Below are 13,029 nucleotides of genomic sequence, written 5' to 3'. Positions count from 1 at the left end.
CTTATTCCAGCGGTTCAAATTTCAGGTTAGCCAGCGGCTGAACACGTTCTTCACGTACCATCTTGTACTCGGTATTCGGGCCAATCCAGGTATCCCAGATACCATCAATAGTGCCGTTATCATCCATGGTTTTCAGGCTGCTGTTGACCTTCGCCAGCAGCGCGGGTTCATCGCGTTTCATACCCACGCCAATCGGCTCCAGCGCCATAGGCTCTTTTATCATCGCCAACTCAATGCCATCTTTTTTTGCCTGCGAAATCATTTTGATCCCCGTCATGGTATTGGTTACAAAACCTACGGCTTTATTTTGCTGCAATGCCAGGAAGGCAGAGGCAGCATCCTGGAAGGTCACGGCTTTACCGCCTTTCAGGTGAATAGATTGCTCAGACGTGGTGCCTTTGGTTGCGCTGATGCGTTGACCTTTGAAATCCTCAATAGCCTTATCCGCATTGGCTTTTTTTACCAGCAGCATCTCTTTAGCAACATAGTACGGGTCGCTAAACTGAATCTGATTACCACGGGTTTTGGTGTAGGCAAGATTGGCAATCAGCACGTCTGCACGTCCTGTTGCGATGACGGCGATGCGAGCCTCCACGGAGGTCGGAACCAGCGTAACCTTCAACCCTATCTCTTTTGCCAGTGCATGACACAAATCCACGTCCATACCTGCCAATTGGCGCGTTTTCGGATCGGGAGAGGAGAACGGCGGTACATCGGAATAGACCGCGCATCGCAGATCACCGCGAGCGGTAATATCGGAGAGCAAATCCGCCTTCGCCGGCGAAAAAGCCAGAACCAGTGGCAAGGCTAACACCGAACAGGCGCTATATTTCAAAGTCATGATGTTTCTCCAAAGTGTGAGTTCGTTGAATACACGCCGTTGACTGCCAGCTCAGCGCTATTTATGGACTAATAGCGACTATATCGACATTGCCTTGAAGGAGGTAAGACAGAAACCCTGTTACGGGATATGTAATTTATATGACACCGAATGGGGAATAATAAGTAAACGTTATTCTGGCAGAGCAAAATTATCTTATCGGGCGCGTGAGGGGCGTAATAAGGTTACGCGGTCTACGTGCGTAACTAATAAGGTAATACCATGAATGCCAGACTCGGGGTGTTGCTGAAAATCCTCTCAGCACTTTGCGCCACACTTATGCTGGCTTGTGTGAAAGGATTGAACGGTGCGATCCCTACCGGTGAAGTCATTTTTTTCCGTTCTTTTATCGCGCTATTCCCGCTCCTGCTATGGCTGACAATTCAGGGCAACATCCGGCAACAGATAAAAACTAAAAATATTTTCGGTCACCTAATTCGGGGGGTTTCCGGCACTGGTGGCATGTATTTTAATTATCTGGCACTGGTCTATATTTCGCTGGCAGATGCGACAGCCATTAGTTATGCCGCACCGCTATTTACCGTATTAATGGCAGCCCTTTTATTAAAAGAAAATGTTCGCTTTTCCCGTTGGCTGGCAGTGATGGTTGGCTTCAGCGGCATTCTGATTATGCTTTCAGCTAATTTAACCGTTAGCAGCGCGTTGTTTTCATCGGGCTTTGCGCTGAATGGTACAGCTCTCGGCGCCATATTTGCTCTACTGGCCGCTGCCTGCGCAGCCACGTCGAGTATACAAATTCGTTTTTTGAATGGTGCAGAATCACCTGGAGCCATCGTCTTTTATTTTTCCCTGATGACGACCCTGATTGGGCTGTGTACGCTGGTATTTGGCTGGAAAATGCCACATGGCTGGCAGTGGCTGTTACTCATAGGCTGCGGCCTATTTGGTGGGATAGCACAAATTTTAGTGACCCTCAGCCTGCGCTATGCAGATGCGTCACTACTGGCACCGTTCGATTACACCACGTTGGTGTGGTCGATGGTGATCGGTTATTTATTCCTCGATAATCTACCAGGATATGCCACTCTGATGGGAGCGTCCGTCGTGGCACTGGCCGGAATTTTCACTATCTGGTGCGATCGACGCCAACGTAAAGGACACATCGTGCGTTCATCCTAACAGCCGTGCCAACATACCAATCACAACAGGTGGAAACATTCTCGTTATCCGCCTTATGCTTATCAGCATAAGGCGGACAGTAATAACCAATAAAATACCGGAAAATTATTCTACGGTAACGGATTTCGCCAGGTTGCGTGGCTGGTCGACGTCCGTGCCTTTAATCAGCGCGACGTGATAAGACAGCAGTTGCAACGGCACCGTGTAGAAGATTGGCGCAATCACTTCTTCGATATGCGGCAGCGGAATAATTTTCATATTTTCGCTGCTGGTGAAACCCGCGTCTTCGTCAGCGAAGACATACAGCTCGCCGCCGCGCGCCCGAACTTCTTCGATGTTGGATTTCAATTTTTCCAACAGTTCGTTGTTCGGTGCGACGACGACAACCGGCATATCGGCATCAATCAGCGCCAGCGGGCCGTGTTTCAGCTCACCCGCCGCATAGGCTTCAGCGTGAATGTAAGAGATCTCTTTCAGCTTCAGCGCGCCTTCCATCGCGATCGGGTACTGATCGCCACGGCCGAGGAACAGCGCATGATGCTTGTCAGAGAAACCTTCCGCCAGAGATTCGATGAGTTTGTCCTGAGACAGCATCTGCTCAATACGTGCTGGCAGTGCCTGCAAACCATGAACAATGTCATGCTCAATCTGTGCATCCATACCGCGCAAACGGCCAACACGCGCCACCAGCATCAGCAGAACGGTAAGCTGGGTGGTGAACGCTTTGGTCGAGGCCACGCCAATCTCTACGCCTGCTTTGGTCATCAGCGCCAGATCGGACTCACGCACCAGCGAGGAACCGGCAACGTTACAGATAGCCAGCGACCCCAGATAGCCCAGCTCTTTGGACAAACGCAATGCCGCCAGCGTATCCGCCGTTTCACCAGACTGAGACAGCGTAATCATCAGGCTGTTCTTACGCACGGCAGGTTTGCGATAGCGGAATTCGGAAGCGATTTCTACGTCGCACGGAATCCCCGCCAGCGCTTCAAACCAGTAGCGGGAAACCATACCGGAGTTGTAGGACGTACCACAGGCGATAATCTGAACGTGCTCAACTTTCGCCAGCAGTTCATCCGCTTTCGGGCCTAATTCAGAAAGATTGATCTCACCGTGGCTGAAACGCCCTTCAAGGGTGTTCTTGATTGCCATCGGCTGTTCGTAGATCTCTTTTTGCATGTAGTGACGATACGCGCCTTTGTCACCGGCATCGTAATTCACTTTTGATTCAATTTCTTCGCGTGTAGCAAGCTGGCCTGATTTATCAAACACGCGCACGTCACGACGAGTGATCTCCGCCACGTCGCCTTCTTCCAGGAACATGAAGCGGCGAGTCACAGGTAACAATGCCAGCTGATCGGAAGCAATAAAGTTCTCACCCACACCACGGCCAATCACCAGCGGGCTACCAGAGCGCGCGGCGACTAATACGCTTGGATCGCGGTTATCCAACACCACCATGCCATAAGCACCGCGCAGTTGTGGGATCACACGCTTAACGACGTCAACCAGCGTTCCGCCATTCTCTTTCTGTTCGAAATGCACCAGATGGGCAACGACTTCAGTATCAGTCTCAGAAACAAAACGATAACCGCGACCGATCATCAGTTCGCGCAGCGGTTCGTGGTTTTCAATAATCCCGTTATGGACGATAGTGATATGTTCAGAAACATGCGGGTGCGCATTCTCTTCAGAAGGTTCACCGTGCGTTGCCCAGCGGGTATGGGCGATACCCGTACCACCGTGTAGCTCATGCTCATCAGCGGCCTGAGACAGCACCTGCACCTTACCCAAACGGCGCAAGCGAGCGACATGCCCTTCGCTGTCAACAACCGCCAGACCCGCAGAGTCATAGCCACGGTACTCAAGACGGCGTAAACCTTCCAGTAAAATTTCTGCAACATCACGTTGCGCAACTGCGCCTACAATTCCACACATGGATGTGTATTCCTATAAAAGTGACATATTGTGTCACCAGGGATGTCTTAGACCTGATTGTTCCGGTTTTTCCGGGTTCCCCGAGCCTTGTAGAGAGTTGGGGATTATTATGTTTTGTTTTGTACTCTGAAATCGGTCAAAGCACAGGACAAAACCGCCTCCGCCGCGTGCGGAGGCATCAAATATTATTTCTTTTTCACCGGACGTAACCACCCAGAGATATGTTTCTGCTTCACACGGCTGATCACCAGCTCGTTCTCTGCCACATCGCGCGTCACCGTCGTGCCTGCACCAATCGTCGCGCCGCTGGCAACGCTGACGGGTGCCACAAGTTGCGTATCCGAACCGACAAACACATCATCACCAATAATCGTTTTGTGTTTATTCGCACCATCATAATTACAGGTGATCGTTCCTGCACCAATATTAACACCGGAACCGATATCCGCATCACCTAAATAGCTAAGATGTCCCGCTTTTGATCCTTTCCCCAGACGCGCTTTTTTCAGTTCAACAAAATTGCCAACGTGCGCCCCCTCGGCCAGTTCAGATCCTGGGCGCAAGCGGGCAAATGGCCCGATGGTGCACTGCGCTTCCAGAACGGCATCCTCCAATACGGAATAAGGACTGATCTCACAATCATCGCCAATGATGGCGTTTTTGATCACACAGCCTGCACCAATTTTCACCCGATTACCGAGTTGAACATTGCCTTCCACAACGACATTGACATCAATCACCACATCGCGACCATGAGTCAGTTCGCCACGTAGATCAAATCGTGCCGGGTCGAGCAGCATCACGCCGGCCAGCAGCAGCTTATCCGCCTGTTCACGTTGATAAACCCGCTCCAGCGCCGACAGTTGCAGGCGATTATTGACGCCCTCAACTTCACTCAGTCGTTCGGGATGGACCGCTTCAACACGCTGATCTTCCGCCGCCGCCATCGCAATAATGTCGGTGATATAAAACTCCCCCTGGGCGTTGTTGTTGTTCAACTGGCTTAACCAGCGCTTCAAATCTTTGCCGTTGGCAATCAATATGCCGGTATTGATCTCGTTAATCTGGCGCTGTGCTTCGCTGGCATCTTTGTGTTCAACAATCCCGACGACAGCACCGTTCTCACGCACAATCCGGCCATAGCCCGTCGGATCGTCCAGTTTTACTGTCAACAGGCCGATCCCGCCCTGCGGTTTAGCCTGACGTAAACGCTCCAGCGTTTTCACTGAAATCAGCGGTACATCGCCATACAACATCAGGATATCTTCATCATCAGCAAAATGTGGGGCGGCCTGTTGCATCGCATGGCCCGTTCCTAACTGTTCCGCCTGCAACACCCAGTTCAATGCCGGATCGGCCAATTCACGTTTTAACAAATCACCGCCGTGACCGTATACCAGATGAACGTGCTGTGCGCCTGTCGTCATGGCCGCATCAATAACATGCTGAACCATCGGTTTGCCCGCCAGTGGGTGTAACACCTTAGGAAGATCGGAATACATACGGGTTCCTTTACCCGCAGCGAGAATAACCACACTCATAGCATTATTTGACATAAGCATCCTGACAATACGAAGCCACAGCCCCGCAGAATAAAAGTGATCAACCGATTACGGCCTGAATAACCAGAGTTTACCGAAATTCCGGCATAACACTGATGATTTTTAGTGAGCTTTTTCTGAAAGTCACTCGCAAAACCATGAATTCGCATGAGGAAAGAATGAGATCCTCAACAACAAAAACGGCACGTTGTTTTATAAAAAGCAGACTTTGTTTTTAAGTATTTCCATTTGTGACACACACAAAAGAAACAGTGTTTCATTTATAGCAATATACGCGGGCGAATAATTCAATAACGAAGGAGACACAATGAAACGTTGTTCTTCACAAAAATGTGATTTTGCACGGAAACACCGTTCTTCACGCCTCGCAGCCGTCGCGTTGACGAATGCATTACTCTTCAGCTTCAGTACACACGCCGCAACAGAATCAACCCCCGTCTGGCACGGAATGGCCTTTGGTCAGTCGACAGATATAAACTTCTCATCCAACGTTCTGCCGGAAAAAATTGGCGTTAACGACGTCACCATTAACGGTAAGAAATTAGCGCCGGGGGATAACGCTGATTTATCCGCACCTATCACGATCGAAAGTCGTGGCGGAAAGATTGCCAACACCCATGACGGACTGACGTTCTTCTATACGCAGTTACCTGCCAATGTGAATTTTACGCTTCAGTCTGATATTACCGTGGAGCAGTTTGGGCCAGAAAACGGCGCCAAGCCTGCGGCTCAGGAAGGCGCGGGAATTCTGGTGCGCGATATTATCGGCGTGCCGCGTCAGGAACCGTTGAAAGAAGGGTATGAGGAATTCCCTGCGGCGTCCAACATGGTGATGAACGCCATCATGACGCAGGATAAAAAATCGCATACTGAAATCAAACTACAGGCTATTTTGCGTAATGGTGTAACCCAGCCATGGGGCAACGCAGGCGCCAAAATTACCAAAACCAGCTACCAGGAAAACGTCAATCTGGAGCAGACACCGACTTTCCGTCTGAAACTGGAACGTACCAACGACGGCTTCATTACCTCTTATGCACCGAAAGGCACAGATAACTGGGTATCAAAAGAAGTCAAAGGCGCGGATGTTGTCACCAAGCTGGACAAAGACCACTACTACGTCGGTTTCTTTGCTTCCCGTAACGCCAAAATCATCGTCAGTAATGCACAGTTGACTACGGCACCGGCGCAAACCAAAGCGTCACCAGAATTTAAAGTCAAGGCTTACGATCCGTTGCTTCAGGTGATGTCATCGCCTAAAACCACCAGCGAAAACTATGTGGTACAGGCCAAAGCCAATTACAACGGTACGATCACCGTTTCACAAGACGGTAAATCTCTGGGTGATGCCAAGCAGGTAAAAGCAGGTGAGATGTTCTCTCTGCCAGCAAAAATTGCCGGTAATAGCGCTGAATTCAAGCTCGCTTACCAACCTGCGGATGGGGATGATAAAGCGGTCAAAGAGAGCACGTTCAAGGTTGAAAAAGTAGCTTATGCTGATGCCAAAAATTTGTATGTTTCGCCACAGGGTTCAGCTAGCAACAACGGCAGTAAAAATGCACCGCTCGATTTAGCCAGCGCCGTCGCTGCGCTGCCAGCAGGCGGCACCATTTGGCTCAACGATGGCGATTACAGCGCAACTGAAATCCCTGTCAGCGCCAGCGGCCAACAAAAAGCCGTCAAGAACCTGTTTACCGTCGGTAATAAAGCCGTCATTCACGGCTTGCAACTGAAGGCGAGCCATTGGCATGTTAAAGGGATTGAAATCACCGAGAAACCGTTCCGTATCGAAGGGAGCTACAACACCATCGAACGTGTTCTGGCGCACCACGCTGACGATACCGGTATTCAGGTAACCTCGACGGCCGATGTAGGCAGACCACTGTGGGCCAGCCATAACCTGATCCTGAACTCAGAATCTCACAGCAACCAAGACCCAGGCAAAATAAACGCCGACGGTTTTGCGGTGAAAATGCGTGTCGGTGAAGGCAACGTGATCCGCGGTGCGTTTTCGCACAACAACATCGATGACGGCTTCGACCTGTTTAACAAAATTGAAGACGGTGCCAACGGCGTTGTGGTGATCGAGAATTCAATTGCCATGAACAACACCAGCAATGGTTTCAAAATGGGTGGCGAAGGCCAGCCAGTGGCGCATCAGGTTAAACACAGCATTGCCGTGGGTAACAAACTCGATGGTTTCACTGACAACTTCAACCCTGGCGCACTGATCGTTGAAGACAACATCGCGTTGGATAACGAGCGCTTTAACTTTATTTTCCGTCCAAGCCCTTACTCAGGCCCGGAAAAACAAGGCGTCTTCAAGAACAACATTTCGCTGAAAACCAAAGCGGGTAAATATGATGATGCGGTTGTCGGCAATATCGATAACACCAACTATTTCATCAAAGAAGACCGTTCGGTTAACGCGCAAGGTAAGGAAATCACAGTAAATAACGTCGTATCCGTTACCGTTCCGGAGACGTTTACGCGTGATGCCAAAGGCAATCTGGTACTTGGCGACTTCCTGAAGAAAAAATAAGCCCGTGTAAAGGCATCACCTTAAATACAAAAAGGCCAGTCAGTGTGAACTGACTGGCCTTCAATTATTGCAAGCTTACCTGTTACATCGCTTTTCTGGTCAGCTCGATAACACGCAGCTTCGCAATCGCTTTGGTCAGCTCTGCGGAAGCCTGAGCATAATCCACGTCGCCATGCGAATTACGGATATGGTCTTCTGCTTTGCGTTTCGCTTCCAACGCACGGGCTTCATCCAAATCCTGTCCACGAATAGCGGTATCAGACAGTACGGTAACCATATTCGGCTGCACCTCAAGGACGCCACCAGAAAGGTAGATATACTCTTCTTCACCGTGCTGCTTAACGATACGAATCATACCCGGTTTAATGGCAGTGAGCAGAGGGGCATGTCCCGGATAAATACCCAGTTCGCCTTCGCTCCCCGTTACCTGGATCTTCTGCACCAGACCGGAGAACATTTGCTGCTCCGCACTCACGACATCCAGATGGTAAGTCATAGCCATGTCACCCTCCTACAAGGCGTTACAGTTTCTTGGCTTTTTCCACGACTTCGTCAATGGAACCAACCATGTAGAACGCCTGCTCTGGCAGGTGGTCGTATTCGCCGTCCATAATCCCTTTAAAGCCACGGATGGTTTCTTTCAGGGAAACGTATTTACCCGGAGAACCAGTAAATACTTCAGCAACGAAGAACGGCTGAGACAGGAAGCGCTGAATCTTACGCGCACGGGATACCACCAGCTTGTCTTCTTCAGACAGCTCGTCCATACCCAGAATCGCGATGATGTCTTTCAGTTCCTGATAACGTTGCAGAATAGACTGCACGCCACGAGCCACATCGTAGTGTTCCTGACCAACGACCAGCGGATCCAACTGACGGCTGGTAGAGTCCAGCGGGTCAACTGCTGGGTAAATACCCAGAGAAGCGATCTGACGGCTCAGTACCACAGTTGCATCCAAGTGGGCAAAGGTGGTGGCTGGTGATGGGTCAGTCAAGTCATCCGCAGGAACGTAAACGGCCTGAACAGAGGTGATAGAACCAGTTTTTGTTGAGGTGATACGTTCTTGCAGAACGCCCATCTCTTCCGCCAGCGTCGGCTGATAACCTACCGCAGAAGGCATACGCCCCAGCAGTGCAGAGACTTCCGTACCAGCCAGGGTATAACGGTAAATGTTATCGACGAACAACAGTACGTCACGGCCTTCATCACGGAATTTTTCCGCCATGGTCAAACCGGTCAATGCTACACGCAGACGGTTACCTGGTGGCTCGTTCATCTGGCCATAAACCAGTGATACTTTATCGATTACGTTGGAGTCGGTCATTTCGTGGTAGAAGTCGTTACCTTCACGGGTACGCTCACCAACACCAGCAAACACAGAGTAACCGGAGTGCTCGATCGCGATGTTACGGATCAGCTCCATCATGTTTACGGTTTTACCTACGCCCGCACCACCGAACAGACCCACTTTACCGCCCTTGGCAAACGGACACATCAGGTCGATAACCTTAATGCCGGTTTCCAGCAGTTCCTGTGAACTTGACAGCTCTTCATAGCTTGGCGCTGCACGGTGAATAGCCCAACGCTCTTCTTCGCCGATATCGCCTTTCATGTCGATGGGATCACCCAACACGTTCATGATACGACCCAGCGTTGCTTTACCTACTGGTACTTCGATCGGGTGGTCCAGGTTATTCACGCTCAACCCACGACGCAGGCCGTCAGAAGCCCCCATAGCGATACAACGTACAATGCCGCCGCCCAACTGCTGCTGCACTTCCAGCACCAATTTTTCAGCGCCGTTCTCTACCTCAAGCGCATCGTACACCTTCGGTACGGCATCTTGCGGGAACTCGACGTCCACCACGGCGCCGATTACCTGGATAATCTTTCCAGTAGCCATCTTGAATCCTCTACGTAATTCGACAATACGTAATTCGTAAACCTGCTTTAAACCGCGGAGGCTCCCCCGACGATTTCGGTGAGTTCCTGGGTAATGCTGGCCTGACGAGCTTTGTTGTATACCAACTGAAGCTCTTTGATCAGGCTACCGCCGTTATCGGTCGCGGCTTTCATCGCAACCATTCGCGCGGCCTGCTCACTAGCCAGATTTTCTACGACGCCCTGATAAACCTGAGATTCTACATAACGGCGCAGCAGGGTATCCAGCAGCGACTTAGGATCGGGTTCATACAGGTAATCCCAGGCTTTCTTCTTCAACTCACCGTCATCCGAAGGCGGCAACGGTAACACTTGAACAACAAGCGGTTCCTGAGACATGGTATTAATAAACTTGTTGCTTACGATATACAGCTTGTCCAGACGACCTTCGTCATAGGCTTGCAGCATAACTTTAACCGGGCCGATCAGTTCTGATACGGAAGGGTTATCCCCCATACCGGTAACTTGAGCAACAATGTTTCCGCCTACTGAACCGAAGAAAGAGACCGCTTTGGAACCAATCAGCGCTAAATCAGTTTCAACGCCTTTATCGCTCCAGGATTTCATATCAGCCAGCAGTTTTTTGAACAGGTTAATGTTCAAACCACCACACAGGCCACGGTCAGTAGACACCACCAAATACCCAACACGCTTAACATCGCGTTCTTCCAGGTACGGGTGTTTATATTCCAGATTTCCTAACGCAAGGTGACCAATCACATTGCGTATGGTTTCCGCATAAGGACGGCTGGCCGCCATACGATCCTGCGATTTACGCATTTTGGAAGCGGCGACCATTTCCATTGCTTTGGTGATCTTCTGCGTATTTTGGACGCTTGCGATCTTACTACGTATCTCTTTTGCGCCGGCCATCTTTGCTTCTCCTCAAAGCCTTGCGGCCTGCTTTACAGCAGGCCACCGGGCGTTACCAGGACTGGGTTGCCTTAAAAGTATCGAGGATGCCTTTAAACTTGCCCTCGATCTCATCGTTATAAGCGCCAGTCTGGTCGATTTGTTGCAGAAGTTCGCCATGCTCACGGTCAGCGTAAGCCAGTAAAGCCGCTTCAAAACTAACGACTTTAGACAGCTCAACATCTTCCAGGTAACCACGTTCCGCCGCAAACAGAACCAGAGACTGCTGTGCGACAGACATCGGCGCATACTGTTTCTGTTTCAACAGTTCGGTCACTTTCTGACCATGGTTCAACTGTTTGCGTGTTGCATCATCAAGATCGGAAGCGAACTGAGAGAATGCCGCCAGCTCACGGTACTGTGCCAGAGCGGTACGAATACCACCGGACAGTTTCTTCATGATCTTGGTCTGTGCTGCACCACCCACACGGGATACCGAGATCCCTGGGTTAACCGCTGGACGAATACCGGCGTTAAACAAGTTGGATTCCAGGAAGATCTGACCATCAGTAATAGAAATTACGTTGGTCGGAACGAACGCAGAAACGTCACCTGCTTGCGTTTCGATAATCGGCAGTGCGGTCAACGAACCGGTTTTTCCCTTCACTTCACCCTTGGTGAATGCCTCAACGTAATCCGCATTAACACGCGATGCACGTTCCAGCAAACGGGAGTGGAGATAGAAAACATCGCCTGGATAGGCTTCACGACCTGGCGGACGACGAAGCAGCAGAGAAACTTGACGGTAAGCAACGGCCTGTTTAGACAGGTCATCATAAATAATCAGCGCATCTTCACCACGGTCGCGGAAATACTCACCCATCGCACAACCGGCATACGGAGCCAAGTATTGCAGAGCAGCAGACTCAGACGCCGTAGCCACAACGACAATGGTGTTTTCCAGTGCGCCATGCTCTTCCAGTTTACGCACCACGTTAGAAATCGTGGAGGCTTTCTGGCCGATAGCAACGTACACACATTTGATACCGGAATCACGCTGGTTGATAATGGCATCGATGGCCAGTGCGGTTTTACCCGTCTGGCGGTCGCCGATAATCAATTCACGCTGACCACGACCAATTGGAATCATGGCGTCAACGGATTTATAGCCCGTTTGTACTGGCTCATCAACCGACTGACGTTCGATAACGCCAGGCGCAATCGTTTCAACCGCAGAGAAGCCGTCATGATCCAGTGCGCCTTTACCATCAATCGGTGCACCTAGTGTGTTGACCACGCGACCCAGCAGGCCACGACCAACAGGAACTTCAAGAATACGGCCGGTGCATTTTACTTTCATGCCTTCAGCCAGATCCGCATACGGCCCCATGACAACCGCACCAACGGAGTCTCGCTCCAGGTTCAGTGCAATCGCATAACGGTTACCCGGCAGAGAGATCATCTCTCCCTGCATCACGTCTGCCAGACCGTGGACGCGAATGATTCCGTCACTGACGGAAACAATAGTACCTTCATTGTGAGCTTCGCTCACCACATTAAACTGAGCAATGCGCTGCTTGATCAGTTCGCTGATTTCGGTGGAATTCAGTTGCATGCTCCAGTCCCCTTAAGACTGCAAGACGTCTGCCAGACGTTCCAGACGACCGCGAATGCTGCCATCTATCACCATATCGCCCGCGCGAATAACCACGCCGGCCATGACAGACTTATCAATTTTGCAATTCAGCTTCACTTTGCGTGACAGACGTTTTTCCATAGCGGCAGCGATTTTTGATAGCTGCTGCTCATTCAACGTGTTGGCAGAAATCACATCGACGTCAACCATCGATTCTAGTGCTGCCCGCAGTTGAATAAATTGTTCCAGTACTTCAGTAAGTACCGGTAAACGCCCGTTCTCGGCCATCACCTTAATCAGGTTCTGACCGGCTTCATCAAGTTGATCACCACAAACGGCAATAAACGTCTTCGCCAGCTCAATCGGTGCTACCGCACCAGAAAGCAACTCGGCAATCTGCTCATTGCGCGCGACTTCGGCCGAAAACGCCAGCATGTTATGCCAGCGCTCCAGGGCCTGATTCTCAACCGCAAAGTCAAAAGCTGCTTTGGCGTAGGGGCGAGCTACCGTGACAAATTCAGACATCAGCCCCTCCCT

Annotated in this window: 10 protein-coding genes; 2 read left to right on the top strand and 8 right to left on the bottom strand. The window is 50.6% G+C overall.

The genetic code is table 11. The features are described 5' to 3' along the window. Position 1 precedes the first annotated feature (1 nt). Positions 2-841, bottom strand: a complete 840-nt coding sequence (locus AACH44_RS20910; protein WP_261847351.1) for a transporter substrate-binding domain-containing protein — start codon at positions 839-841, stop codon at positions 2-4. A 261-nt stretch (positions 842-1,102) separates the two neighbouring features. Here AACH44_RS20910 and AACH44_RS20905 point away from each other — a divergent pair, with 261 nt between their 5' ends. Beyond that, a complete protein-coding gene (locus AACH44_RS20905; protein WP_261847350.1) occupies positions 1,103-2,020 on the top strand; it encodes a DMT family transporter in 918 nt (305 codons plus the stop codon). A 105-nt stretch (positions 2,021-2,125) separates the two neighbouring features. On the opposite strand, the gene glmS is transcribed toward AACH44_RS20905, so the two are convergent. Both glmS and glmU read right to left on the bottom strand, forming a co-directional pair. Further along, positions 2,126-3,958: a glutamine--fructose-6-phosphate transaminase (isomerizing) gene (gene glmS, locus AACH44_RS20900; protein WP_261847349.1), complete on the bottom strand. Its 1,833-nt coding sequence runs from the start codon at positions 3,956-3,958 to the stop codon at positions 2,126-2,128. Between the two features lie 185 nt (positions 3,959-4,143). Beyond that, a complete protein-coding gene (glmU, locus tag AACH44_RS20895; RefSeq protein WP_261847348.1) occupies positions 4,144-5,514 on the bottom strand; it encodes a bifunctional UDP-N-acetylglucosamine diphosphorylase/glucosamine-1-phosphate N-acetyltransferase GlmU in 1,371 nt (456 codons plus the stop codon). 313 nt (positions 5,515-5,827) lie between these two features. On the opposite strand from glmU, the gene pelX reads away from it, so the two are divergent. Further along, complete coding sequence (gene pelX / locus AACH44_RS20890) at positions 5,828-8,062, top strand: pectate disaccharide-lyase PelX (RefSeq protein WP_261847347.1); 2,235 nt, start codon at positions 5,828-5,830, stop codon at positions 8,060-8,062. A gap of 82 nt (positions 8,063-8,144) precedes the next feature. Here the strand turns inward: pelX and AACH44_RS20885 are convergent, their stop codons facing one another. Genes AACH44_RS20885 through atpH form a run of 5 tightly spaced genes read right to left on the bottom strand, consistent with a single transcriptional unit; the run spans position 8,145 to position 13,017 of the window. Continuing rightward, on the bottom strand, positions 8,145-8,564 hold the full coding sequence (locus AACH44_RS20885; protein WP_005976558.1) for a F0F1 ATP synthase subunit epsilon: 420 nt from the start codon (positions 8,562-8,564) through the stop codon (positions 8,145-8,147). A gap of 19 nt (positions 8,565-8,583) precedes the next feature. Then, positions 8,584-9,966, bottom strand: a complete 1,383-nt coding sequence (atpD, locus tag AACH44_RS20880; protein WP_261847346.1) for a F0F1 ATP synthase subunit beta — start codon at positions 9,964-9,966, stop codon at positions 8,584-8,586. A gap of 47 nt (positions 9,967-10,013) precedes the next feature. Next, positions 10,014-10,877, bottom strand: coding sequence for a F0F1 ATP synthase subunit gamma (gene atpG / locus AACH44_RS20875; protein WP_005976554.1), 864 nt, complete (start codon positions 10,875-10,877; stop codon positions 10,014-10,016). A gap of 52 nt (positions 10,878-10,929) precedes the next feature. Continuing rightward, positions 10,930-12,471 carry a F0F1 ATP synthase subunit alpha gene (gene atpA, locus AACH44_RS20870; RefSeq protein ID WP_261847345.1) on the bottom strand — a complete coding sequence of 514 codons (1,542 nt, stop codon included), beginning with the start codon at positions 12,469-12,471 and terminating at the stop codon, positions 10,930-10,932. 12 nt (positions 12,472-12,483) lie between these two features. Continuing rightward, positions 12,484-13,017 carry a F0F1 ATP synthase subunit delta gene (gene atpH / locus AACH44_RS20865; protein WP_261847344.1) on the bottom strand — a complete coding sequence of 178 codons (534 nt, stop codon included), beginning with the start codon at positions 13,015-13,017 and terminating at the stop codon, positions 12,484-12,486. Positions 13,018-13,029 lie beyond the last annotated feature (12 nt).

It is taken from the genome of Pectobacterium araliae, from assembly GCF_037076465.1.
Lineage (GTDB): Bacteria > Pseudomonadota > Gammaproteobacteria > Enterobacterales > Enterobacteriaceae > Pectobacterium > Pectobacterium araliae.
Note: the sequence above shows the minus strand (reverse complement) of the source record. Positions and strands in the feature narration are given on the sequence as shown.

Coding starts and splice junctions, on each gene's coding strand:
- glmS (WP_261847349.1), bottom strand. CDS start 3,958: ATGTGTGGAATTGTAGGCGCAGTTGCGCAACGTGATGTTGCAGAAATT.
- atpA (WP_261847345.1), bottom strand. CDS start 12,471: ATGCAACTGAATTCCACCGAAATCAGCGAACTGATCAAGCAGCGCATT.
- AACH44_RS20905 (WP_261847350.1), top strand. CDS start 1,103: ATGAATGCCAGACTCGGGGTGTTGCTGAAAATCCTCTCAGCACTTTGC.
- glmU (WP_261847348.1), bottom strand. CDS start 5,514: ATGTCAAATAATGCTATGAGTGTGGTTATTCTCGCTGCGGGTAAAGGA.
- pelX (WP_261847347.1), top strand. CDS start 5,828: ATGAAACGTTGTTCTTCACAAAAATGTGATTTTGCACGGAAACACCGT.
- AACH44_RS20910 (WP_261847351.1), bottom strand. CDS start 841: ATGACTTTGAAATATAGCGCCTGTTCGGTGTTAGCCTTGCCACTGGTT.
- atpG (WP_005976554.1), bottom strand. CDS start 10,877: ATGGCCGGCGCAAAAGAGATACGTAGTAAGATCGCAAGCGTCCAAAAT.
- atpH (WP_261847344.1), bottom strand. CDS start 13,017: ATGTCTGAATTTGTCACGGTAGCTCGCCCCTACGCCAAAGCAGCTTTT.
- AACH44_RS20885 (WP_005976558.1), bottom strand. CDS start 8,564: ATGGCTATGACTTACCATCTGGATGTCGTGAGTGCGGAGCAGCAAATG.
- atpD (WP_261847346.1), bottom strand. CDS start 9,966: ATGGCTACTGGAAAGATTATCCAGGTAATCGGCGCCGTGGTGGACGTC.